The sequence below is a fragment of the Fictibacillus sp. WQ 8-8 genome (assembly GCF_024494405.1).
GTDB lineage: Bacteria > Bacillota > Bacilli > Bacillales > Fictibacillaceae > Fictibacillus_C > Fictibacillus_C marinisediminis.
The window spans coordinates 127,077-149,927 of record NZ_JAMXKG010000002.1; the positions used below are offsets into that span (position 1 = coordinate 127,077).

23 protein-coding genes and 1 riboswitch are annotated in these 22,851 nt (G+C 45.9%); of the genes, 3 read left to right on the forward strand and 20 right to left on the reverse strand.

All coding sequences use genetic code 11. The features are described from left to right. Nucleotide 1 precedes the first annotated feature (1 nt). The 4 genes from M1K46_RS04390 to gnd all read right to left on the reverse strand — a co-directional run bounded on the left by M1K46_RS04390 (nt 2) and on the right by gnd (nt 5,253). Nucleotides 2–748, reverse strand: a complete 747-nt coding sequence (locus M1K46_RS04390) for a DsbA family protein (RefSeq protein ID WP_256225098.1) — start codon at nt 746–748, stop codon at nt 2–4. A gap of 535 nt (nt 749–1,283) precedes the next feature. Further along, complete coding sequence (glyA, locus tag M1K46_RS04395; protein ID WP_256225100.1) at nt 1,284–2,519, reverse strand: serine hydroxymethyltransferase; 1,236 nt, start codon at nt 2,517–2,519, stop codon at nt 1,284–1,286. 163 nt (nt 2,520–2,682) lie between these two features. Beyond that, nucleotides 2,683–4,230, reverse strand: a complete 1,548-nt coding sequence (gntK, locus tag M1K46_RS04400; RefSeq protein ID WP_256225101.1) for a gluconokinase — start codon at nt 4,228–4,230, stop codon at nt 2,683–2,685. 126 nt (nt 4,231–4,356) lie between these two features. Then, nucleotides 4,357–5,253, reverse strand: a complete 897-nt coding sequence (gene gnd, locus M1K46_RS04405; RefSeq protein ID WP_053356463.1) for a phosphogluconate dehydrogenase (NAD(+)-dependent, decarboxylating) — start codon at nt 5,251–5,253, stop codon at nt 4,357–4,359. A gap of 155 nt (nt 5,254–5,408) precedes the next feature. On the opposite strand from gnd, the gene M1K46_RS04410 reads away from it, so the two are divergent. Further along, nucleotides 5,409–6,257: a MurR/RpiR family transcriptional regulator gene (locus tag M1K46_RS04410; protein ID WP_256225103.1), complete on the forward strand. Its 849-nt coding sequence runs from the start codon at nt 5,409–5,411 to the stop codon at nt 6,255–6,257. Nucleotides 6,258–6,476: 219 nt separating this feature from the next. On the opposite strand, the gene M1K46_RS04415 is transcribed toward M1K46_RS04410, so the two are convergent. From M1K46_RS04415 to M1K46_RS04430, 4 genes are all read right to left on the reverse strand, one after another. Next, nucleotides 6,477–7,049: a TIGR01440 family protein gene (locus tag M1K46_RS04415; RefSeq protein ID WP_256225104.1), complete on the reverse strand. Its 573-nt coding sequence runs from the start codon at nt 7,047–7,049 to the stop codon at nt 6,477–6,479. Between the two features lie 78 nt (nt 7,050–7,127). After that, nucleotides 7,128–7,577 (reverse strand): ribose 5-phosphate isomerase B, encoded by a 450-nt coding sequence (gene rpiB, locus M1K46_RS04420; protein ID WP_256225105.1) that lies wholly within the window; start codon nt 7,575–7,577, stop codon nt 7,128–7,130. A gap of 108 nt (nt 7,578–7,685) precedes the next feature. After that, nucleotides 7,686–8,303 (reverse strand): low molecular weight protein arginine phosphatase, encoded by a 618-nt coding sequence (locus tag M1K46_RS04425; protein WP_256225107.1) that lies wholly within the window; start codon nt 8,301–8,303, stop codon nt 7,686–7,688. Between the two features lie 87 nt (nt 8,304–8,390). After that, nucleotides 8,391–8,948, reverse strand: coding sequence for a manganese efflux pump MntP family protein (locus M1K46_RS04430; protein WP_256225108.1), 558 nt, complete (start codon nt 8,946–8,948; stop codon nt 8,391–8,393). Between the two features lie 180 nt (nt 8,949–9,128). Between M1K46_RS04430 and M1K46_RS04435 the strand changes: the two genes are divergently transcribed. After that, a complete protein-coding gene (locus M1K46_RS04435; RefSeq protein WP_256225109.1) occupies nt 9,129–11,357 on the forward strand; it encodes a PAS domain S-box protein in 2,229 nt (742 codons plus the stop codon). A gap of 43 nt (nt 11,358–11,400) precedes the next feature. Here M1K46_RS04435 and M1K46_RS04440 read toward each other — a convergent pair whose 3' ends face one another. The 9 genes from M1K46_RS04440 to M1K46_RS04480 form a co-directional block, all read right to left on the reverse strand. Then, nucleotides 11,401–12,450, reverse strand: a complete 1,050-nt coding sequence (locus M1K46_RS04440) for an L-threonylcarbamoyladenylate synthase (protein WP_256225110.1) — start codon at nt 12,448–12,450, stop codon at nt 11,401–11,403. A gap of 106 nt (nt 12,451–12,556) precedes the next feature. Next, on the reverse strand, nt 12,557–13,000 hold the full coding sequence (locus M1K46_RS04445) for a GNAT family N-acetyltransferase (protein ID WP_062238293.1): 444 nt from the start codon (nt 12,998–13,000) through the stop codon (nt 12,557–12,559). A 66-nt stretch (nt 13,001–13,066) separates the two neighbouring features. Continuing rightward, nucleotides 13,067–13,741: a stage II sporulation protein R gene (gene spoIIR, locus M1K46_RS04450; RefSeq protein ID WP_256225111.1), complete on the reverse strand. Its 675-nt coding sequence runs from the start codon at nt 13,739–13,741 to the stop codon at nt 13,067–13,069. A 277-nt stretch (nt 13,742–14,018) separates the two neighbouring features. Then, a complete protein-coding gene (locus tag M1K46_RS04455; RefSeq protein ID WP_256225112.1) occupies nt 14,019–14,972 on the reverse strand; it encodes an ATP-grasp domain-containing protein in 954 nt (317 codons plus the stop codon). 11 nt (nt 14,973–14,983) lie between these two features. Beyond that, nucleotides 14,984–16,033: an LLM class flavin-dependent oxidoreductase gene (locus M1K46_RS04460; protein WP_053356452.1), complete on the reverse strand. Its 1,050-nt coding sequence runs from the start codon at nt 16,031–16,033 to the stop codon at nt 14,984–14,986. Between the two features lie 161 nt (nt 16,034–16,194). After that, a riboswitch (SAM riboswitch) is annotated at nt 16,195–16,293 on the reverse strand. A gap of 227 nt (nt 16,294–16,520) precedes the next feature. After that, complete coding sequence (gene prmC, locus M1K46_RS04465) at nt 16,521–17,381, reverse strand: peptide chain release factor N(5)-glutamine methyltransferase (protein WP_256225213.1); 861 nt, start codon at nt 17,379–17,381, stop codon at nt 16,521–16,523. 10 nt (nt 17,382–17,391) lie between these two features. Then, nucleotides 17,392–18,465, reverse strand: coding sequence for a peptide chain release factor 1 (gene prfA / locus M1K46_RS04470; RefSeq protein ID WP_053356451.1), 1,074 nt, complete (start codon nt 18,463–18,465; stop codon nt 17,392–17,394). 115 nt (nt 18,466–18,580) lie between these two features. Next, a complete protein-coding gene (locus M1K46_RS04475) occupies nt 18,581–19,240 on the reverse strand; it encodes an MOSC domain-containing protein (protein ID WP_256225114.1) in 660 nt (219 codons plus the stop codon). Between the two features lie 59 nt (nt 19,241–19,299). Further along, the gene (locus tag M1K46_RS04480) at nt 19,300–19,629 is read right to left on the reverse strand and encodes a hypothetical protein (protein ID WP_053356449.1); all 330 of its coding nucleotides are present in this window, start codon (nt 19,627–19,629) and stop codon (nt 19,300–19,302) included. A gap of 169 nt (nt 19,630–19,798) precedes the next feature. On the opposite strand from M1K46_RS04480, the gene M1K46_RS04485 reads away from it, so the two are divergent. Beyond that, nucleotides 19,799–21,133 carry an FAD-dependent oxidoreductase gene (locus M1K46_RS04485; protein WP_256225115.1) on the forward strand — a complete coding sequence of 445 codons (1,335 nt, stop codon included), beginning with the start codon at nt 19,799–19,801 and terminating at the stop codon, nt 21,131–21,133. Nucleotides 21,134–21,177: 44 nt separating this feature from the next. On the opposite strand, the gene M1K46_RS04490 is transcribed toward M1K46_RS04485, so the two are convergent. From M1K46_RS04490 to M1K46_RS04500, 3 genes are all read right to left on the reverse strand, one after another. Beyond that, nucleotides 21,178–21,636, reverse strand: coding sequence for a hypothetical protein (locus M1K46_RS04490; protein ID WP_256225116.1), 459 nt, complete (start codon nt 21,634–21,636; stop codon nt 21,178–21,180). Between the two features lie 111 nt (nt 21,637–21,747). After that, entirely contained in the window at nt 21,748–22,365 is a 618-nt protein-coding gene (locus M1K46_RS04495) for a thymidine kinase (RefSeq protein WP_256225118.1), read from the reverse strand. A 148-nt stretch (nt 22,366–22,513) separates the two neighbouring features. Next, entirely contained in the window at nt 22,514–22,759 is a 246-nt protein-coding gene (locus M1K46_RS04500) for a type B 50S ribosomal protein L31 (RefSeq protein ID WP_053356445.1), read from the reverse strand. Between the last annotated feature and the right edge of the window lie 92 nt (nt 22,760–22,851).

A 22,851-nucleotide genomic window follows, 5' to 3' on the forward strand; every position in this document is an offset into this window, starting at 1 on the left:
CTTACTTCTTCCCTTTCGCTGCTTCTTCTACTTGTTTCTTAAAGTCTCCGTACGTGCTTCCTGTAAACTTTTTGCCGTTTACAAAGAGTGTTGGAGTAAATTCCACGTTTAGCTTGCTTACGAGTGCCTCATCCTTCTTTACGTCCTCATCATGATTCGAGCTGCTGAATGCCTTTTTCACTTTGGCTGCATCTTTTTCAGACGTCGCTTCTGCCAGCGTCTTCACCAGGAAGCCCTCTTTAAAGATATCACGGTGTTCGTCTTCTGGGTCTGCGGGCTGCTTTTTATATAAGAGCTCGTGGAACTTCCAAAAGCTGTCGTTGCCTAGTTCCGCATACACGGTTTCCGCAAACTGTGCCGATCGCCTTGAATCTACGTTGATGAACGGGTAGTTGATAAAATAAAACTTAATTTTGCCTGTTTTAATCAGGTCTTTATCAACTTCAGGGAAAAATGACATGTTGAAGTTTTTGCAGTTCGGGCATTTATAATCCCCAAATTCAATAACCTTCACATCAGCAGATTGATCACCTAAATAAGGCTGCCCTTTATAATCAATCGAGACATTTTGATTCGAGTCTTTCCCCTTGTCCCCCGGATTGCCCACAAACAAGACGACAATGATACCTAACGCAATAATACCGATGAACCAGAAAATCCAGCTTGAAGATTTTTGGTTTTTGTTTCGGACATAGTTTTTCGTCTGAGACTTTGCCTTGCTCTTTCCTTTTGGTTTTTGTTTAGCCATCTTTTCACCTCTACTACCTTAAATTTATATACTAACTATTCAATCACAGATCAATTCTCCTTAAGAGTATACAAGTTTTCTGCAATTTACAAATGAACATTCTCTTAACTTTACAGAATTTAAGCGAGGTGTGATTGAAACGCCAGCTATCACCTCCCGCCTTTGAGGTAAAAGACTTGGGGGCTATTCTAAAAGATTGTTGCTTTGGTAACTTTTTTGTGAAAAACATTCATTGATTAGTTGATTCGAGTGCAAGGTGCGAGACTCCTCGAAAATGAATTTCACATTTTCTTCGTGCGATATAACGCTGCCGAAGCCTTCCTTGTCCTGCGGGGGTAGCGTGACAGGTAAGACCCAAAGGCGCTTGCGCCGTGGGGCTTAACGCACGCCCCGCGAAAGTAGGCGTTTACGCCGGTAAAAGCGAGCATCCTGAAACGGAAATCAACCACTCCTAAGGAGCAACAAAGGTTACGAAACAGCCAGCTACAAAAAAAGACGCCCTCTGCAGGGCGCCTTTGTAAAAACATCTCTTTTCTTACTCGTACAGCTTATACTTCCCGGCAAGAGCAGCTACACGCTCGCTTGCTTCCTTCAATGCTTCTTCACCTTCAGGATTTTTAACAACAAGCGCGATCAGGGATGCAATTTCATCCATGTCTTCAAGTCCGAAGCCACGGGATGTAACAGCAGCAGTACCGATACGGATTCCGCTTGTTACAAACGGGCTTTCAGTATCGAATGGAATCGTGTTTTTGTTTACGGTAATACCGACATCATCCAATGCTTTTTCAGCAATCTTGCCCGTAATGCCGAGCTTGCTTACGTCAATCAGGATCAAATGATTGTCTGTGCCATCGGACACAAGCGTGATTCCTTCTTTTTTAAGAGAATCAGCCAGCCTTTTTGCGTTATCAATGATTTGTCCGGCATACGTTTTAAAGTCTTCGCTTAATGCTTCGCCAAATGCGACAGCTTTAGCTGCAATGACATGCATAAGGGGTCCACCCTGGATTCCAGGGAAAATGGATTTATCAATTTTCTTGGCAAACTCTTCTTTACAGAAAATCATTCCGCCGCGAGGGCCGCGCAATGTTTTATGCGTAGTTGTTGTTACAAAATCAGCGTAAGGAACCGGATTCTCATGAAGCCCCGCTGCCACAAGCCCAGCGATATGCGCCATGTCTACCATGAGATACGCTCCTGCTTCATCGGCAATCTCACGGAACTTTTTGAAATCAATAGCTCTTGGATAGGCACTCGCACCAGCCACGATCACTTTCGGCTCATGCTCAAGCGCTTTTTGGCGGACATCCTCATAGTTGATGAGATGAGTTTCTTTGTCCACCCCGTACTCAACAAAATTGTACAAAACGCCGGAAAAGTTAACCGGGCTTCCGTGAGTCAAATGCCCTCCGTGTGATAGATTCATTCCGAGGACAGTGTCACCTGGCTCCAATACGGTAAAATACACAGCCATATTCGCCTGTGCACCGGAATGAGGCTGAACGTTGACATGTTCCGCTCCAAAGATTTTCTTGGCACGGTCTCTTGCTAAATCCTCAGCTACGTCAACATATTCGCATCCTCCGTAATAACGGCGGCCAGGATATCCTTCCGCGTACTTGTTGGTCAGTACGGATCCTTGAGCCTCCATTACCGCTTGACTTACAAAGTTTTCTGATGCAATAAGCTCAATCTTATTCCGCTGACGGCCTAGTTCGTCCTGTATAGCAGCAAAAACTTCTTGATCTTGAACAGCTAGCTTTTCCAAGTGTGCGCATCCCCTTCGTGTAAAAGTCCTTAATTCAAACCCATTGTAACATAGCCTTCCGGGGATTTGTTACGTCTCTTTTAATTTAAAAAAGAGTAGCCGCTTCCATTTTTTCCACACAAAAAAGAACAGTCCCCCATAAAAAGGGAACTGCTCCTTTCCATTACATTTCCAGCCTTTTTCTTTGGAAATCGGCAATCTGTTTATACTCATCCTCCAGGCTGCGTGAGACGGATAGGAAGATGGACATCAGCTCCTGATACGTATCGACGTTTTCAGGGTTTGGCTTGTGCTGATGCGTGCTGCCGACCATCTCGGATACGATGGAGAAATCATCAATTTCTTCTAATGCATACAATCCAAGGATGACCGCCCCGAGACAAGAGCTTTCGAAACTCTCAGGAATCGTCACATCTTGATTGAAGATGTCAGCCATCATCTGCCGCCAAAGAGCAGAACGGGCAAACCCGCCAGTCGCCTGCACCCCTTTTGGAATCCCGATTAATTCCTGAAGAGCGAGCAAGACACTGTAAAGGTTGAAAATAACTCCTTCGAGCACCGCCCGGATCATATGCTCTTTTTTATGGTAGAGAGCAAGCCCAAAGAATGAGCCGCGCGCATTGGCGTTCCAGAGCGGCGCTCGTTCTCCTGCCATGTACGGGTGAAATAAAAGACCGTCGGCTCCGGGAGAGACCTTTTTTGCGATTTCAGTCAGCATCTCGTAAGGATCGACTCCAAGGCGCTTTGCTGTTTCTGCTTCAGCGGCACCGAACTGGTCTCTGACCCATCGGAACGTCATGCCGCCGTTGTTTACAGGTCCCCCGATCACCCAATGTTTATCTGTCAGCGCATAACAGAACGTCCGGCCTTTCTGGTCGGTGATCGGCCTGTCACTGACCGTACGGATGGCACCGCTTGTCCCGATCGTAACGGCAACAACACCCGGTTCAATCGCGTTAACACCAAGGTTGGAAAGCACGCCGTCACTGGCTCCGATAATAAACGGAGTTTCCGTGCGTAAGCCCAGTTTATCGGCAAGTTCAGGCGCAAGCCCTTTTACAACATGGGTAGTCGGAACAAGCGTGGAAAGTTTTTCACTCGTAATGCCGGCAATGCTCAAAGCTTCCTGATCCCATTCCAGCTTTTCAAGGTTCATCATTCCTGTTGACGATGCGATGGAATAGTCGATAAGAAACACTCCAAAAAGCTTGTAAAACACATACTCTTTGATCCCGATGAACTTATGTGCAAGCGTATAGGCTTCATTCAGTTCATGCTTCATCCAGAGAAGCTTTGACAGCGGCGACATCGGGTGGATCGGTGTACCTGTTTTTAAGTAAACTTCATGGCCGTTGAGTTCTTCCTTAATTTTTTCGGCATAGGAAGCACTTCTGTTATCCGCCCAAGTGATACTCTTCGTCAGTGCATTCCCCTTGGCATCCACTGCAATGACACTGTGCATCGCTGAACTGAATGAGATCAGCTCTAGATCATCCGGAGAAACGAGACTCTCTGCCATATTTTGTTTGATACAGGTAAATACGGCTCTCAAAATTTCTTCCGGCTCCTGCTCTGCAGTAGACGGCGTTGGACTTAACAGCGGATAGCCCACTGTATGCTGAGAAATGACAGCTCCTTTTCGGTCAAATATCACTGCTTTCGTACTCGTTGTCCCGATGTCCACACCCATCAAGTACTTTTTTGAATCCATACCTACCATCCTTTCCGATCTTACACTTGCCTGTCTATAGCTTAGTATGTAACGAAGTCCGTTTGAAATTACATGATAAAAAGAGAGGGTGACACTATTAGAATAAGTCACCCCCTTTGCTTGAAATTATTTTTTTACCACTGCATGCCCGCCGAATTCATTGCGAAGAGCAGCTACTACCTTGCCTGTGAACGTATCGTCCTCAAGTGAACGGTAGCGCATCATGAGGGAAAGAGCGATAACCGGTGCTGGAACTTGAAGGTCCAGGGCAGCTTCCACTGTCCATTTTCCTTCTCCAGAAGAGTTCATCACACCTTTAATGCCTTCAAGCTTAGGATCTTTGGAGAATGCGTTCTGAGTCAGCTCCATGAGCCAAGAGCGGACAACTGAACCGTGGTTCCACATTTTCGCAACCGCTTCATAGTCATAATCAAACTGGCTTTTCTCAAGAACTTCGAATCCTTCAGCGATCGCCTGCATCATACCGTACTCGATGCCGTTGTGAACCATTTTCAAGAAATGTCCGCTTCCGACTTTTCCTGTATAGAGGTAGCCGTTTTCCACGGAAAGATCTTTGAAAATCGGTTCGATGATTTCAAATACTTCAGGCTCTGCACCGATCATTGTACAAGCACCGTTTCGTGCTCCGTCAGTGCCTCCGCTTGTCCCTACATCGACAAAGTGAAGCTCTTTTTCTTTTAACTCTTCTGCACGCCGCAGTGTATCTTTATAGTTGGAGTTTCCGCCGTCGATTACAATATCTCCAGGCTCCAATACGTTTTTCAGTTCAGCAAGAACATCTTCTGTTATGTTTCCCGCAGGTACCATCATCCAAACTACACGCGGTGTGCTTAGTCCGCTGACTAGTTCTTTGATCGATTCAACGCCTGTTGCTCCATCGTTCGTAATATTTTTCACCTGTTCTTTGTTCACGTCTGTCGCTACTACCTCGTGGTTGTGGTCGAGCAGATTAAGAACAAGATTGTAACCCATTTTACCAAGGCCGATCATTCCGATTTGCATATATAAATGCCCCTTTCAAACAAACCATGATTATGGTTTTTGAAAATTTTTTTCTTCCATCGCTATTATATACTAAAATTTTTTCCGTTTACAAGAAAATAAATTTCATATTATGATAGAGCCAAACGTCACGGTACAAGAAAGGAAGAACGAACATGGCAGCTTCAAACTGTTTATCCAAAATTCGCTCTTCTTATGGCATATTAAGCGAAAAAGAAAAAAAGATTGCTGACTTTATATTGGAGAATCCTCAAAATATCATCCACTCGAGCATTAATGAAGTGGCTGATCATTTGGAGGTAGCGGATGCGACGGTCTTCCGGTTTTGTAAAAGGCTGGGCTTCAAGGGATTTCAAGCATTAAAAATTGCACTTGCCTCTGATATTGTCGGCCCGCTTCAGGATATCCATGAGACCATATTAGAAAGCGACACACCTGCCCAGATCGCCGAAAAAGTATTTCAATCCAACATCGGCACACTCGAAGATACCCGGCAGATGCTGGATGAAAAAAGTTTTCAGGCGTCTGTCGATTGCCTGCTCGCCGCTCAAAAGATCGAATTCTACGGAAACGGCGGATCAGGCATCATCGCTATGGACGCTCATCATAAATTTATCCGTACCGGCAAACCAAGCATCGCTTATACCGATACGCACTTTCAGCTGATGTCTGCCTCCCAGCTGACGGAGCGGGATGTGGCTCTCTTTATCTCCCATTCCGGAACAAATAAGGATTTGCTGCACGTCATGAGGGTGGCGAAAGAGAATGGCTGCCGCACCATCTCGCTTACCGATTATGCAAAGTCTCCGCTCAGTGAGAAGGCTGATATCTCCCTGCATACGATCTCGAGGGAGACTGAATTCCGGTCTGAAGCACTCTCTTCCCGGATTGCACAGCTCAGTATTATCGATGCGCTCTATGTGAATGTGATGATGGCCGGCAAGGAAGAAGCAAAAAAATCGCTGCAGCGCATGCGGTCGGCGATTTCGGAGAAGAAGTTCTAACAAGAAACTGCAGAGGGGAAGAATTACTTGCGGAATTGATACTTTTACTTGCGGTTCGACATGGTTTACTTGCGGAAACTCTGCGTTTACTTGCGAAAATCGCCCACTTACTTGCAAAAATGCTTCAAATACTTGCAAAACCCATCATTTTCATAAGAAACCACCCTCTCCAGCACAAAAAAAAACCGCCCTTCTACAGGCGGTTTTTTTCTTTATCTATTAAAAGCAGCGGATGTCTTCCTTGGATGGATATACAGCACGCTCTCCGCCAATCAGCTTTGGCCTTGTTTTGGCGAGGGTAACGTGGGCTTCCCCGATGCTTTTTACTTCCGTTCTTACGGGTACAGCAACATGCTTCAGATGCATGCCGATAAAGGTATCCCCGATATCAATTCCGGCATCTGCTTTAATGTATTCAACGACGACTGGATCATTTAGATGATGGAAGGCATAAGTGGCGAGTGCGCCGCCTGCCGAACGCGCAGGCACAACACGGACTTCTTCATATCGAAGCCTGTCAGCGATCTCACGCTCCATCACAAGTGCTCTGTTCAAATGCTCACAGCATTGAAAGGCAAGAGCGGCCTGACTTTCTTCCTGAAAGGTTTTTACCCCATTATAAAGAGCTTGAGCCGCTTCCATCGTTCCGGAAGTGCCAATTTTCCCTCCGGTTACTTCACTCGTACTGGCCCCTACGACCAGCAGCTGTCCCGGCTTTAACTGGGCTTGTTTTTGTAAATCAGATAGTGCATGAAAGACCTGCTTCTCAACAGTTTGCAGCTGGTCACTCATTGGTTGAATCGTCCCTTCTTTTGAGGTGAGAATCAGCGTCCAGCCTCTTCTGTCACCCTTTCGTTGCGGTACTTCCGCCTATTTTGCACCCTGCGCTTCATAATCAGAAATTTTTCCGACTCGTTTGCTGTGGCGGCCGCCTTCATATTCTGTCGTCAGCCATACCTTTGCAATTTCCAAAGCCAGTCCAGGTCCGATGACCCGTTCACCCATCGCCAGCACGTTGCTGTCATTGTGCAGGCGTGTCGCTTTGGCGCTGAACAAATCGTGCACAAGGGCACAGCGGATTCCTTTTACTTTGTTTGCCGCTATACTCATACCTATTCCCGTACCGCAGATTAATATGCCCCGATCAGCCTCTCCGCTTGCCACCATTTCCGCTACGGGAATGGCGTAATCCGGATAATCTACCGAGGTGCTGCATTCACAGCCCATATCTTTTACATCCATGCCCATCTCCTGCATCATGCTCACAATTTCCTTACGAAGCTCTACTCCTGCATGGTCTGAACCAATCGCTACTCTCATCTGATCCTCCTGTATATTTCCGTATTCTACTTCAATTTTAAATTGAATTTTACATTGTTTCAACCGGTTAAACCGGTGATAACGGAAATATGAAGAGGCCATCTCTGTTTAAATCTTTTTTATGAGTTTTTCAATGAGGCTTTCAAGCTCGGCTCTCGTCTCGCGATAAAGATCGATACTTCCGCCAAACGGGTCAATGATGTCCAGGGAAGGCAAGCTGTTTTCCAGCGAGATAATTTTTTCTTTGAAAGGCTGAATATCAGCTTCAAATTTCTCCTGAACCGCTTGCTTGTCATTAGTATCGGCCTGATCCCATTTATTTTTATAGAAAGCTCTTATTGTTTCAATTTCAGCATACGCCTGATGAAGCTCTGAAAGCTGCTTTTCATAGTCATCGTTTTGATAGATGTATTCTTTAAGTGTGTATGCTTTCTCCACAGCCTCCGGATATTGATGGCAAACCGTATGTTTATGGCTTTCTGTCATCGTCAGGACAAGGTCGGCCCAACGGACAAGTGTTTCAGTCAAGGGTTTGGATTCATGTTTGAATGGGATGCCTTGTTCCGACATCGCCGTCACCGCATGGGTACTCGCCCCTGCCCCCTCAGCGGCAAAGACGCCAGCTGACCTTACTTCAACTTTTCCTTTTCCCAGGTATTTAAGCAATGCAGCCGCCATCGGACTTCGGCACGTATTTCCTGTACAAACAAATAAGATCTTTTTCATGATTTCCCACCCTCATCTTCAATGTCTTTATTTACAAGTATAAAAAAAGATTGGCTCAGTGCCAATCTTTCAATTATTGTTTCAGCATTATAAGGGAAGCAGGAGCTTGATGCCAAAAGCCAGCAGAATTAATCCGCCGAGCGCTTCACTGTAGGATCCGAGCCACTTTTGAACTTTTCTACCCATCATCAGACCTCCCCATGTCAACAGCATGCTCATAATTCCGAACATGAATATGGTGAGAAACGTACGGGCTCCGTAAATTCCCAGACTTAGTCCAACAGAGAAACTATCCAGGCTGGCGCTCACAGCAAAAAGCAGCAGACCAAACCCGACAGGATTCACTAACGGCTCATTCTCAGGCTTGAATGAAGAACGGATCATCTGCAAACCAAGAAGGAGCAGCAAACAACCGCCGATGATGACTGCAATACCCCCAAAATGAGAAGAAATCTGCTTGCCAAGCAATAGTCCTGCAAGAGGCATCCCAATATGAAACAGTCCGATGACTACTCCTATTTTCACAATCTGCCTCAGCCTTAATTGCAGCATTCCCATACCGATCCCAATAGAAAAAGCATCCATACCAAGAGCAAAAGACATGAGCCAAAGCGTCAGCCATTCACCGATTGTTACGACGTCCATTCACCTTCCCCCTAACTCCGCTAGTACAACCTTATGCACGTCCGCCATTGATTAGAATCGACGTTTCCGTTCCTCGAAAAAACCAAATATTAAGCAATTTTCGACATTAGCAGGGATATAGTTTTTTTTACCGTAAATAAAGGTTATAGAAAAACGGGAAGAATCGGAGGGGAAATTTTCATGGCTGAAGACGGGAAATCGATTCATCCGGCAGTTGCTGAATCAAAAAAGAAAGCACACCGTATGGAAATTACAAAACAGCAGAGCATGACGTTCAAGTTTATAAAATCAGGCGAAACTTTCGTAATGACCGAGTGCAGCGGTGAACTCTCTGACTCATTGGGCTATAAAGAAGAATGGGTGATCGGAAAGACGCCTGAAGAAATTTTTCCGAAAGAGCTCGCCGCCTTTAAAATGGATTGTTACGAACAGGCCTGGAAGGGAGAGTATATTACATATGAAGCCCAACTGAACAATGTCCCATTCCTCGTATCGTTAAATCCAGTCTTTGAAAATGGAAAAGTCGTTGAGGTGCGGGGCTTAAGCATCGATCTGATCCATAGGGTTATGATGGAGAGGCAGCTGGAAGAAAGTGAGCAAAGGTTCCGCTCGCTGATCGAGCATAACATCGATGCACTATTTTCCCTTGATTCCCAAGGGAAGTTTACGACCGTCAATCCGGCTGCAGAACTTCTTACCGGCTACTCGGGGAAAGAACTGCTCAGCATGACCTTTCATCCCCTGCTGATGGAAGAACATCTGGAAAAATCAGTCCAAGGTTTTGAGGAGGCCCTTAAGGGCACTCCAAAAACATACGATATGAAGATGAAAAGAAAAGACGGAGAAATTCGGTTTGTAAATCTGACCATCACACCGATTATCGTAAGCGATGACGTACTGGGACTGTATTGTATCGGAAAGGATATTACGGAAAAGAAGAAGCAGGAAGCCGAACTGAGGGAAACAAAAGAAACACTGGAGTCGCTGTTTACTCATTCCGCAGACATGATCGCCATCTATGATTTCGATAAACAAACGATCAAGCTGAACCCCGCTTTTGAAAAAACGTTCGGGTGGACAGAGGAAGAATTAAGGGACTGCAGAAGCCCGATTTTCCCCATTGTCCTTGATCAATATTTACAGGAATCACTGGAGATGATCCAGACGGTGAAAAAGGGAATTCCCATTATAGGCCACGAGATGATTTGTCAGCGCAAAGATGGATCCCTGCTGAACTCGAGTGTCACGCTGTTTCCCATATTTGATCAAAACGGCCGAGTACACGCATACTCGGGTATTTCACGTGATATCACTGAAAAAAAACGACAGGAAAAAGCCTTGCGTGAGAGCGAAGAAAAATACCGCATCATTGCCGAAAATACGATGGATTTAATCGCAACATCCGACAGGCAAGGGAAGATCACATACTCCTCACCTTCCAACAAGATGATTTTAGGTGTGGATCCTGCAGATTATCTAGGAAAAAATGCCATTGATTTCCTGCATGAAGATGACAAAAAACGGGTAACTCTCCTCATGCGCCGCATGGTCCAATCGAGACAGCCTGTAAAATATGAAGCTCGCTGGAAACATAACGATGGTTCCTATGTTGTATTGGAAACAAACGCAACACCAGTCATCAATGAAAAAGGCCATGTGGAAAGCGTCGTGGTTGTATCCAGAGATCTCACCGAGCGGAAAAAAACAGAAGAAATGCTTAGAAAATCCGATAAGCTTTCTGTTCTGGGCCAGCTGGCTGCTGGTGCTGCCCATGAGATCCGCAACCCTTTAACCTCTATAAAAGGGTTCTTGCAGCTGCTTGAATCGAAAGCAGAGAATGACTTTGAGTACTATGAAATCATGCTCTCTGAAATTGACAGGATCAATTCCATTGTCAGTGAATTTATGGTCTTGGCCAAGCCGCAGGTTATGAATCTCGTGCCGACCAACATCACTGAACTGATGCGCCATGTCATCTCACTGATTGAAACACAGGCCATATTGATGAACGTGCAGATTTATTTTAAAGCAGAGGACGATCTGCCTGTAATCTCCAGTGTGGACAACCAGCTTAAACAGGTATTTATCAATCTGCTGAAAAATGCGATAGAAGCGATGCCGGATGGCGGAAACGTGTTTATTTCCATTGAACGGAAAGAGAACGATCTGGTGGTGTCGTTTGCGGATGAAGGGTGCGGAATTCCTTCTGATAAGCTCTCTTCACTCGGTGAACCCTTTTATACAACAAAAGAGAAAGGGACAGGGCTCGGCCTTATGGTCTGCTATAAGATTATTGAGGACCATGGCGGGAGGATCCACGTGAAGAGCGAGCTGGGACAAGGCAGCACCTTTAAAGTGGTGCTTCCCATGCTCTCGATCGATCAGGAGGGCGCCCCCTTTATTGTCTGACCATAAATAAACAGGACAGCCAGCTGTCCTGTTCCTTTTTGCTCTATTCTTTAATGATCTGTCCGCCTGCCGATTTCTCAAGCCTGTTCATAATGGCTGCACCTACGCCCTTTTTCGGGAACACTTCTCCATAGATGATATCCACATCACTCTCGTTAAACGCCCGCAAAGCGTCGTACAGATGATGTGCGACACTTTCCAGCTTTTCACGTGACCCGCACGGAATAATCGTATCTGCCTGATAAAAGGATGCATTTTCTTCTGAAGTGAGAACACCGATTTTCCGCCCTGCTTCTTTTTGCTTGTCCACAAGCTCCTGCAAAAACGCAGGAGAGCCATCCACAAGATAAAGTGGAGCATCCGGCGCATAATGCGTGTATTTCATGCCCGGAGATTTGGGTGCTTCCTTCTCATTGAGGAGTCCAGGATCCATGGATGTTTCACCCGCCGCCTCTTCAAGCTGCTCTTTTGTGACTCCTCCCGGGCGAAGGATGACAAGTGTTTCGGCCGTGCAGTCGACCACTGTGGATTCCACACCGACCCCTGTTGCCCCTCCGTCCAGAATACCAGGGATTCTACCTTTTAAATCCTCATAAACATGCTGGGCAGTCGTTGGAGAAGGCCTTCCAGAGACATTGGCGCTGGGAGCCGCCAGCGGAAGACCGCATTCCTTGATCAGTTTCATGGCAACGGGATGATCAGGCATCCGAACAGCCACTGTGGATAACCCCGCTGTCACCCGGCCGGCCACATCCTCTCCCTTGGGCAGAACCAGTGTCAGGGGACCCGGCCAGAACGCATCCATCAGTTTTTTTGCCCGTTCCGGGATGGAAGCAACAATCCCCTCAAGCTGTTCAGTACTTGCGATATGAACGATCAGCGGATTATCACTCGGTCTTCCCTTTGCCCGGAAAATTTTCTCGATGGCTTCATCACTGAGCGCGTTTCCTCCAAGTCCATATACTGTTTCTGTAGGGAACGCCACCACTTCATTTTTCTTTATCCAAAAGGAAGCTTGCGTAATTTGTGGATATTCTTTTTCTTCATCCATTTTTTTATCCACAGACCATACTTCGGTTTTATACTCTATCATGTGAAAAATCCTTTCAAACCGCCCAATCTGTGTTCTAACGCTCATTTCGCACATCATCCACAAGTTATACACAAATGCTCCAGAAATGTGCATAACTTGTGGATAATCATTTGTCATTCAAGGTGCAGTACAGGAGTACAACATCTTTTTCAGCTGTTTTCTTGTAGTGGGCGGTATTCTCAATATGGGAAGGAGTTCCTTTTTCGGCTACCGGCTGAAACGATAAAGGCTCAAAAAGGTGAACAGCTTTCGTAAGCAGATACAGGGTTTCCACTCCTTTTTCCTTACAGTATAGCAAAATTCTTTGAATCAATCGCAGAAATAGTTGTTCATTCGAATATTCTTTCTTGATGACGAAGGAACGCAGCAGCCCGTCCTGGCCAACTCTTTCCAGGCCCACTGTTCCGATCGTATCTCCTTCATCATTTTCCACAACCAGATAGTTCTCGATTCCCTCTCTGATCCCGTCCGTTCCGAGACCTGCCTGCTTTACCAGGTCACCGAGACTTCCTGCTTCATGCGGCATAGCCGCCCGTAAACGAATTGTCATGGTGTTCACCCCTCTAGCATTTTTTATAAAAGTCTATGAAACAACCATGAAAGTTATGCAGGGCTTTTAAGAGAAAAGACTCCCGATCTTATCTGCGATGGTGGTAAAGAAGTCTGCCAGAAAGAATTTAACTTCTATTTTTTCTTCCTCAGGCTTTTGAACAACGGGTGCGTCCTGAGCAGTTCCTGAGGCTATTTCCTTTACACCCTTCTGATCTGCTTTAACCGCGTCTCCGTTTTCAAAATCAAGGAAACATAGAGGCGGAAACAATACACACCACCAATTGGCTCCTTTACCTTTACCAAGTGTAATGAGGACCGCTTCATACTTTCCGGCAGGGTAGATATTATTTCCGTACATTTTTGTCGGGAAGGCGACATGATTGTTGAATTGAACTTTGTAGGGAATGCTGAGCCCGGCATCTTTCAAGTAGGACTTTACCACGTTTTCAACTTCAGGCAAATGTTTTCGGATCACTTTTTCGGCCTGATCATGTGAATCCAGGCCACCCACCCAAGTTGTGATCTGTTCGTTCACTTTATCCCGGATTCTTCTTTTCAGTGCCTGATCTTTTTCCGCGTCACTGTTTGCCAGAATCCGTAGCCTGATGGCATCACTCGGAATTTTAGCAGAGTCATTCATGGTGGCATCGGCCACCTTCGTTTGGGTTTCAAAAAACAGCAGCATCGCGATCAGCGATAGGAATAGTATAGTCATTAGCGATTTTTTTGATCTTTTCATGTTTAAAACTCCCCTTTCCTTTTCTATCCTCATTGTGGCCACGGAAAGGAGAAATCATACTATGAATCTAGTAAACAAATACCTGAAAAATATGACAGAAACCGGCTGTGAAATAACGGACTTTGTCACAAATTTATTAAACATATCAAAAAGGTCACATAATTCCTCTGTAGTGTAGGAGGTCTGCTATAGTAAGGACATCCCTATCACCCCCTTTTTCATGTAGATAATGAAAAAACAAAGAGCCTCCCGCTACTGGCGGGAGGCTCTTTTTGTCTTATTGCACGGTTGCTGTATTCAATGAATCAAGCTGCTGCTGCAAAAATTTCGCAAGCTCCAGCATGCCATATTTTCCGGCAGCCGCTTCAGCATCAGAGTTGTAATTGGTGTTCGTATTGATATCATACGTATAGATCGTGCCGTCTTTATCTTTTATAAATTCGATCCCGGCAACATGAATCTTGTTGTCTGCCAGAACACTCATATAGTTTTCAATGATTGACTCATTGAAGTTCTCCTGAATTTGAAACTTCGGCTTGGCCGGCGTTTCCTCTCCTGCAGGACAAAACAGGTCACCGATCTGGCAGGCGTCTGCCGGACAGAGTTCAAAGCCTTCCGAGGTATCCACCCGAACCGCATAAACAAACTTGCCGCCGACAAATTCGCAGCGTGTAATATAAGATTCCGGCGATTCAATATATTCCTGTATCAATGTGATGCCATCCACCGGCTCTTCGAAATCAGGGCCAAGCACATACTCTTTCAATCCTTGATATGAATGGAAAAGCTGAACACCAAGGCCTTTTCCTGCACGGTTATGCTTTGTGATAAACGGTTTGCCGCTGAACTGCTCAGCTGCCTGCAAAATTTGGTCCTTGCCAACAGCCGCAATGGTTTTGGGCGTCTTCACCCCATGCGCCTCAAGCTCTAAATATTGAACGACCTTGCTCACCTCAAGCTGAAGGGCGCGGCTGCCATTCAGCACTTTTCGGCCATGTGCTTCCAGCCAGGCAATGACACCGGCAGCAAGTTCCGGTGCATAACGGTGTCCTCTTGTATGTGAGGAAGCACTCATGCGGCTGTAAAAAATGCCCTCGGGCGGGGCTTCTGCCAGATTAACCGTTCCCTGATCGAGATGCCATGGCTCATAAGGCACTTGCAGCTCATCCAGTCTCTTTGTGAGATGATCTGTCCATTCATCGTTCTCATGTATGATATATACTTTTTTCATGGTCATCCTCCTTATTTCGCATGTTCTTTCCGATAGCTCTCTACCAAAGGCATCACCTGTTTTGAGAAACGTTCCATCTCTTCTAACTGAGGGGAGAATTGCAGTAAAAGGAGTCCGAGGCCGGCTTCTTCATATGCTGCAATCCGCTCCGCAATCTGTTCAGGTGTGCCGATCAGATTCGGCCTCAGCCCCCGGTTGGAAACAGAGTAGTCGTACAGCTGAATCTGCTGTTCAAGCTGCGACTTGCTCGTAAAATCTTTAAACCCAGCATATGCGCTGGACTCTTTTACATCTGTAATCCTCTGCAGTTCCGCTTGGGCTTCTTCTTCAGTATCCCGGCAGATCACATAGGCCGCCATGCCGAACGAAGATAAAGGTTCTTTCCCTGTTTGCCCGCGGCGGTTCTTCATGTCATTGATCTTAACGGCGATCTCTTCGACAGTGCCGCCATGCATGACGTAAGCGTCACAGGAGGAAGAGATAACCTGTTTACCCCTTTCACTTTCTCCGCCAGCATACAAAATGGGATTTGGCCGCTGAACAGGTTTAGGGAAAAGTTTCGTATCGCTAAACTGATAAAACTTGCCGGAATAATTGAAGGTTTCTTCTGTCCACAGCCCCTTTAGAACATCAAGAAACTCTTGCGTACGCTCATATCTTTCGTCGTGGGCAGTAAAAATGCCGCCATACTGCTTCGCTTCCTCTTCCCACCAGGCAGAGACGACATTAAGTGTAAACCTCCCGCCGCTCATTTGGTCGATGTTTGCCGTCATTTTCGCCGTTACAGCAGGATTATGGAATCCCGGCCTTACCGCTGTCATAATTTCTATTTTCTCCGTTACGGCCGCGAGACCCGCTGCCGTTGTCCAAGCCTCAAGAGAGTCCTGCTCCGGCCCTTTTATATCATTCAAATACAGTTCCGCGATCAGCGTCGTGTCAAACCCCCATTTTTCCGCGGACTGAATAACCTTCTTCGCATAATCAAACGTCGGCGGCATGTTCTCATCTTCCACATTTCTCAGCCATCCGCCAAAGATCGGCAACCAAAATCCAAATCTCATCTACCTTTTTCTCCCCTCTGCCTTTTAAAAACATTCTGCCACTAAAAGAGACCCTGAAAGTCCATCCCTTCAGTGCGGAGGAGTGGTCAGGACAACGGCCTGACCCTCCGACTATCTAAAAAAACTTCCCCTTTAGATAAGGGGAAGTTTTTGACCGCTCCATCTTATCTTCCAGGATCTACTCCTGCTGGATTTAGCACCTTCTAAAAATAGGTTGCCGGGTTTCATAGGGCCAGTCCCTCCACCGCTCTGGATAAGATTTATTTAATTAATAGTAATCCTACAATAGAAGTAGGTATTTCGTCAATTTTTAGGATGTGAGAATAGATGATATTGAGTTGCGTTTGACTGGCGAATAAGTCTGAAAATTCAGTTCGGACCAGTTATTGCTTGTTTCGCTCAATTATTCTCCGTTCGGCTCAATTCAGTGCCATTCCGGCCACAAAAAAGAAGCCCCCAGCACAGCTGAGAGCCCCTTCCACTCTTCTTAAAAGCCAATCTCCGCGATAACCATCCGTTCTTTTTGGCTGATATCCTTTACTACCGAAACAACCGACCCAGGGAACGTGACCCTGAGCATTTCAGCCACCGTCTGGCCCTGATCATGGCCGACTTCAAAGGCAACAATGCTTTGTGCGTTCAGAACGAGGGGCAGCTCTTCCATAAACCTTCTGTAAAATACGTAGCCGTCCTCACCGCCGCTAAGTGCACGGAAAGGCTCTTGATCCTTAACGATCGTCTCAAGCTCCATTATTTCACGGTCAGGAATGTAAGGAGGATTCGACACAACGATATCTGCTTTTTCTCCGCCCTCGATCAGAGGCTGAAGGAGGTCTCCATGAATAAAACGAACAGATGCCTCAAGTTCTTCAGCATTTTTCTTTGCGACTTCCAGGGATTCCTCAGCAATATCGATCGTGGTTACCGAAAAACGAGAATTTTCCAGTGCCAGCGTAATGGCAATGGCACCGCTCCCCGTCCCGACATCGACTGTCTGGATCTTTTCTATGCCAGGGAACCTCATCATGGAGCGCTGAAGCACTTCATATACGAGCTCTTCTGTTTCCGGCCGAGGAATGAGCACCTCTTTATTCACCGAAAAGCGTCTTCCGTAAAACTCTTCAAAACCAATAATGTATTGGACAGGCACTCCATCGCCATGCTTTTGTACAGCTGCTTCAAATGCTTCTTGCTGCTTTGGAAGAAGCTCTTCATCCAAACCAAGAAGCAGCTCCGTCCGGCTCAGATTGCCAAGTACATGACGAAGCAGAAGCTCCCCGGTTTGAGGTTCCCGTCCCTTTTTCGTTAAAAAAGATGAAGCCCAGTTCAGGGCTTCATGCCGTTTCATCGCTTTCATCTTATGCTTCCGTCTGGGCCTTCATTTTGCTTGTCTGGTCTTCTGTAATTAATGCTTCAATGAATTCGTCCAGCTTGCCGAGCAAAATTTGATCCAGTTTTTGAAGAGTCAGGCCGATGCGATGGTCCGTTACACGGTTTTGCGGGAAGTTGTACGTACGGATCCGTTCTGAACGGTCGCCGGTACCCACTGCAGATTTACGGTTTTCATCGTATTCTTTTTGTTTTTCCTGCTGAATTTTATCATAAACACGCGCGCGAAGAACCTTCATCGCTTTTTCCTTGTTTTTGATCTGTGATTTTTCATCCTGACAGGAAACAACGGTTCCAGTTGGAATATGCGTCAGACGAACAGCGGATTGAGTCGTGTTAACCGATTGTCCGCCCGGTCCGCTTGACGTAAACGTGTCTACACGGACGTCCTTATCATGAATTTCAACTTCCACTTCTTCTGCTTCAGGAAGGATCGCTACTGTCGCTGTAGACGTATGGATACGGCCGCCGGACTCTGTAGCAGGAACACGCTGTACGCGGTGTGCTCCGTTTTCATACTTCAGCTTGGAGTATGCCCCGTTGCCGTTGATCAAGAAGATGATCTCTTTGTAGCCGCCAAGCTCGGTGTAGCTTGCTTCGATTACTTCTGTTTTCCAGCCTTGCACCTCGGCATAGCGGCTGTACATTTTGTAAAGGTCGCCTGCAAATAGGGCGGCTTCGTCACCGCCTGCTGCTCCGCGCACCTCGACGATTACGTTCTTATCATCGTTCGGGTCTTTTGGAAGAAGCAAGATTTTCAGCTGCTGAATGTACTCTTCAATCTTATCTTCAAGCTCGGAAACTTCCTCTTTCACCATGGCGGTCATCTCGGCATCAAGCTTTTCTTCGAGCATTGCTTTTGCTTCGTCGAGCCCTTCTTTTGCTTCTTTATACTCGCGGTAAACCGCTACTGTATCTTGAAGAGAAGACTGTTCTTTGGAGTATTCCCTTAATTTATTCGTATCGCTAATGACTTCTGGGTCACTTAATAGATCATTTAATTTATTGTATCGGGCTTCTATCGTTTCTAAACGTTCTAACACGCTTTTCACCTCATTTTAATGGCATAACATTCTAATTATAATACAGGGGAAGTCACCCGTCAAAAGCCTTCAGACTGTGTTTTGACGGTTTGAAGGCAAAAAGAAATCCCCGGAGCTACAGGTACTGCCCGAGGAGAGAGTCAAATTTCTTTTTCATAGCTGAGCGCCAGCCTTCTGCCAGTTCATTCAGACCGGCAAGCATGGTAAGCCCTTCTCTGTTTTCCTTGTCTATGTATGTCATTCTGTTAACAAATTCGACAGAGATCCCGGCTCGATGTTTTTCTTCAATAACAAGCTTGTCTCCCGGGCTGACAGTGCCTTCTTCCAGTACCCGCAAGTAATAGCCGGAGAAACTGGTATCCTGAATATATTTGACCATCAACGGCTGTTTGAGTTTGGCAGCCACCTTAAAACAAGGCTGGCGCGGCTGGCTCACTTGGACCAGTGCCTCCCCAAGCCGGAAGATGTCACCGATAAAGACCTCTTTTTCGGTAAGGCCTTCAACGGTAAGATTCTCACCGAAAGATGGTACGTCCAGAGAGATTCCCAGCCCTTTCTCCCAATACGCATAATGATCATGAGAATAGACACAGACTGCTTTATCCGGACCGCCATGGTGCACGGTGTCCGCCTGTATATCTCCTTCAAATTGAAGATTTGACAAGAATAATGGACTACGGGACGGCTTTTTATTGATCGCCGAGCTTATGTCTTTTCCCTGCCACGAAAGAAAATCTGCCTTTCCAGTATTCAAAGCTATAATGGATCCTTCCACAACTGCACCCCCGCTCTTTCTTTTATCGTACTCTATAGGGATGCGCCGGGCAAAGGTTTTTAATACATGGATGTATGGTTTTTCAGCGCTTCGTAATCCAGTCGCTGCTGATTCATGCGGATGGCCTTTGTCAGTTCTTCAATCACGACTTTTTCATCGGTTATAATATTGAAAACAAAGGGAATGGTTGCAAAGTGGCCAAAAAATTGGGTACACCCTTTGTGCCGTATGTCGTGCTGCGTATCAGTAACCGGATTGACTTTCACAATAAAATTTCCCATGGATTCATAGATAGGATCCAGCGGCTTCTCTTTCAACTTTTTGATAAGTGTGGTGATCGGAACAGGATGGTCGTTCCAGTCCGTTCCGTTCGATAAGATATCCAGCATTTTCTACACCTCTCTATTATGATTGTTCGACAGCGCCGGCAGGTTCTTGTTGGTACAGAAAGTGTTGAAAGAAAAAAAGGATACGGTGCAAGAATAGCGAACACCCATTTAACAATGACTAAAAGAAAACGAAGGGGAATACTATAGAAGAACAGAAAGGGGATAGAGTATGAACTATTGTATTATCGGCGGAGATGCGGCCGGGATGAGTGCTGCGATGCAAATCGTCCGCAACGATCCGGAGGCCCGTATCACCATTTTTGAAAAAGGGGGCATCTATTCTTACGGCCAATGCGGACTCCCCTATGTAGTGAGCGGACTCATTCCATCTTCTGAAGAACTGATTGCCCGCGATGTAACCACCTTCAGGGAGAAGTATGGAATGGACGCCAGAACCTATCATGAAGTGACCCGGGTTGATCCAGGGGAAAAGACCATTTACGGCATACATACAAAAACGAATGAGGAATTTGTTTTTTCATATGACAAGCTTCTGATTGCAACTGGGGTCAGCCCTGTCATGCCGCAATGGGAAGGAAGGCACCTGCCAGGCATCCATGTTGTGAAAACGATTCCTGACGTTGAGAAAATCAAGAAGGACCTTGATCCTTCCATCCAGGACGTCACCATTATCGGCGGAGGCTATATCGGGCTTGAGATGGCAGAAAATCTTAGGCTTTTAGGGAAAAGGGTAAGGATTATCCAAAGAGGGCCCCAGCTAGGCGCCATCTTTGATTCCGATATGGCAGAACTGATCCATGAAGAAGCCCAAAAACATGACATAGAAGTTTGTTTGAATGAAGAAGTTCAGCGGTTTAAGGGAGATGACCGGGTTCAATTCGTAAAGACGAACAAACGGGACTATCCAACGGACATGGTCATCGTATCTGTTGGTGTAAAGCCGAATACATCATTGATCGAAGATACGGAGATCCGGCTTCACGAGAGCGGAGCCATCCTTGTCAACGGGTACATGGGGACCAATGTGAAAGATGTCTATGCTGCTGGAGATTGCGCGAGCCATTACCACCTGATCAAAGAAATGGATGATCATATTCCTCTTGGCACAACGGCGAACAAGCAAGGCCGGATTGCAGGCCTGAACATGTCAGGAAAGAGACAGACGTTCAAAGGAATTGTCGGCTCCTCCATCATTAAGTTCATGGACCTTTCTCTTGGAAAAACAGGAATATCCGAGAAAGAAGCGGAAAAGCTCCATTTCCCGGTTGAAACAGTAATGACGCGCGCAAAAGACATTGCCGGCTATTTTCCTGGAGTAGAACCGCTGCACGTCAAAATCATATTTGACGCCAACAACCAGCGCATTCTGGGCGGGCAGTTTATCGGCAAGCATGGGGTGGACAAAAGAGTGGATGTTTTGGCCACAGCCATGTTTCACAAAATGGACCTGCACGAACTCGAGGATTTGGATCTTTGCTATGCTCCTCCATATAACGGGGTATGGGATCCGATTCAGCAGGCTGCGAGAAGAGCCAAAAAATAAAACGGCATTTGTCTGTGCGGGAAGCACGGACATTTGCCGTTTTTTCACCTTCTGCTGTCCACTTTAACTGAAAACTTATAGCGTGGAACGGCCTGCTCTGCTGCTGTTTTAATGTCTCGGCGCATCTTTTCTTTTTTACGGTCAGATACGCTTGAAGGCACGTTTAAATGAATATGCGCATAGTTTCCATTGATGGTCACCATCTGAGGGTTGATGCCCGTCTGGCTGACGACCGCCTCACGAATTTTGTCCTGATCATCAGAGATATCAAATCGGGCTGTATTCAATTTCTGATAGTCATTGGGATTCTTATTCGTTTCAGAACTATAGTTGAACTTTGGGTTATTTTTTGTCGCATGGTAATTAATAATCCCATGTCCCCAAATGTTGTCTTTCATATTCTTGGCTGATTCATTTGCCGTCGGTTCAAAATGATCTTTAGACGTCGGAGAACATGCCGCCAGCAGTGAAGCAAGGATAAGGAAAACTCCTGTATTTTTCACAGAAAACACCTCCCGTAATCTTAGGGTTTGTGTTAAGCCTAAAAAAATACAGACAAAAAAAGGATGATTCTAGAAAAGGTGCCTGACACCATCAAAAGAATCATCCATTATTTATTCAGATTGTTCTGCCAGGCTTGCAAGCAGATTATTCAGCTTTCCCGGCACTTCATGACAATGACGGCAGCGTGGTTCATAGGACTCGGAAGCGCCAACTAATATAATGGGATCATCATAAGAAGCCGGTTTTCCGTTGATCAGCCTTTGTGTACGGCTGGCCGGTGATCCGCATACCATGCAGATCGCGTGCAGCTTCGTTACACTTTCAGCAAGCGCCATAAGCTTTGGCATCGGGCCAAATGGTTCGCCTCTGAAATCCTGGTCAAGTCCTGCAACTATTACCCGAATGCCATGGTCGGCTAATTCCTGAACGACAGAAATGACATCCTCATCAAAGAACTGAATTTCATCTATGGCTACCACTTCAGTGTCAGGAGAAACACTTTTCAGGATATCAACTGATTTTTCGACCGGTCGGGCAATGACTGCGGTACCGTTATGAGAAACCACTGACTCTTCACTGTAACGGTTGTCGATCAGTGGTTTAAAGACTTGAACTTCAAGCTTTCCATATTTCGCCCGGCGCACCCTGCGTATCAATTCTTCTGATTTTCCTGAAAACATGCTTCCACAAATGACTTCTACCCAGCCATTCTGCTTCATTACGTACATGTTTCTGTTCCCCTTCCCATGCATGGTATTTACATATATTATGTACTCATCTATTTAGCTGAACGCCTTATAACGAGGCGGCAAATTTCTCTTTATTTACAAAAAAAAGGAGCAAGAAGTTCTCTTGCCCCTTACAACTTGCAGCATATTACTTAAGATTGTATTTCTTTTTGAAACGGTCAACACGTCCGCCGACATCTGTAAACTTCTGACGCCCAGTATAGAAAGGGTGTGTATCGGAACTAACATCCACTTTGATGACAGGATAAGTATTTCCATCTTCCCATTCAATGGTTTCGCTAGAAGACATTGTAGAGCCGGATAAGAACTTATAACCGCTGCTCGCATCAACAAATACAACTTTATTATAAGTCGGATGTAAATTTGGTTTCATTTCGTTCTCAACTCCTTCTGCCCTGAATCCTGAGGACCCAGAGTTAAAATAAGCACATAGCAGTAGTATAACAGGGTGCTGTTCATTTTGCA

What these genes read in the sequence shown, in the direction of transcription:
- M1K46_RS04390 (WP_256225098.1), bottom strand. Translation starts at nt 748, where the DNA reads ATGGCTAAACAAAAACCAAAAGGAAAGAGCAAGGCAAAGTCTCAGACG.
- gntK (WP_256225101.1), bottom strand. Translation starts at nt 4,230, where the DNA reads ATGGATTCAAAAAAGTACTTGATGGGTGTGGACATCGGGACAACGAGT.
- gnd (WP_053356463.1), bottom strand. Translation starts at nt 5,253, where the DNA reads ATGCAAATCGGAATGATCGGCCTTGGTAAAATGGGTTACAATCTTGTT.
- M1K46_RS04410 (WP_256225103.1), top strand. Translation starts at nt 5,409, where the DNA reads ATGGCAGCTTCAAACTGTTTATCCAAAATTCGCTCTTCTTATGGCATA.
- M1K46_RS04415 (WP_256225104.1), bottom strand. Translation starts at nt 7,049, where the DNA reads ATGAGTGACCAGCTGCAAACTGTTGAGAAGCAGGTCTTTCATGCACTA.
- rpiB (WP_256225105.1), bottom strand. Translation starts at nt 7,577, where the DNA reads ATGAGAGTAGCGATTGGTTCAGACCATGCAGGAGTAGAGCTTCGTAAG.
- M1K46_RS04425 (WP_256225107.1), bottom strand. Translation starts at nt 8,303, where the DNA reads ATGAAAAAGATCTTATTTGTTTGTACAGGAAATACGTGCCGAAGTCCG.
- M1K46_RS04430 (WP_256225108.1), bottom strand. Translation starts at nt 8,948, where the DNA reads ATGGACGTCGTAACAATCGGTGAATGGCTGACGCTTTGGCTCATGTCT.
- M1K46_RS04435 (WP_256225109.1), top strand. Translation starts at nt 9,129, where the DNA reads ATGGCTGAAGACGGGAAATCGATTCATCCGGCAGTTGCTGAATCAAAA.
- M1K46_RS04440 (WP_256225110.1), bottom strand. Translation starts at nt 12,450, where the DNA reads ATGATAGAGTATAAAACCGAAGTATGGTCTGTGGATAAAAAAATGGAT.
- M1K46_RS04445 (WP_062238293.1), bottom strand. Translation starts at nt 13,000, where the DNA reads ATGACAATTCGTTTACGGGCGGCTATGCCGCATGAAGCAGGAAGTCTC.
- spoIIR (WP_256225111.1), bottom strand. Translation starts at nt 13,741, where the DNA reads ATGAAAAGATCAAAAAAATCGCTAATGACTATACTATTCCTATCGCTG.
- M1K46_RS04455 (WP_256225112.1), bottom strand. Translation starts at nt 14,972, where the DNA reads ATGAAAAAAGTATATATCATACATGAGAACGATGAATGGACAGATCAT.
- M1K46_RS04460 (WP_053356452.1), bottom strand. Translation starts at nt 16,033, where the DNA reads ATGAGATTTGGATTTTGGTTGCCGATCTTTGGCGGATGGCTGAGAAAT.
- prmC (WP_256225213.1), bottom strand. Translation starts at nt 17,381, where the DNA reads ATGAAACGGCATGAAGCCCTGAACTGGGCTTCATCTTTTTTAACGAAA.
- M1K46_RS04480 (WP_053356449.1), bottom strand. Translation starts at nt 19,629, where the DNA reads ATGCTGGATATCTTATCGAACGGAACGGACTGGAACGACCATCCTGTT.
- M1K46_RS04485 (WP_256225115.1), top strand. Translation starts at nt 19,799, where the DNA reads ATGAACTATTGTATTATCGGCGGAGATGCGGCCGGGATGAGTGCTGCG.
- M1K46_RS04495 (WP_256225118.1), bottom strand. Translation starts at nt 22,365, where the DNA reads ATGTACGTAATGAAGCAGAATGGCTGGGTAGAAGTCATTTGTGGAAGC.
- M1K46_RS04500 (WP_053356445.1), bottom strand. Translation starts at nt 22,759, where the DNA reads ATGAAACCAAATTTACATCCGACTTATAATAAAGTTGTATTTGTTGAT.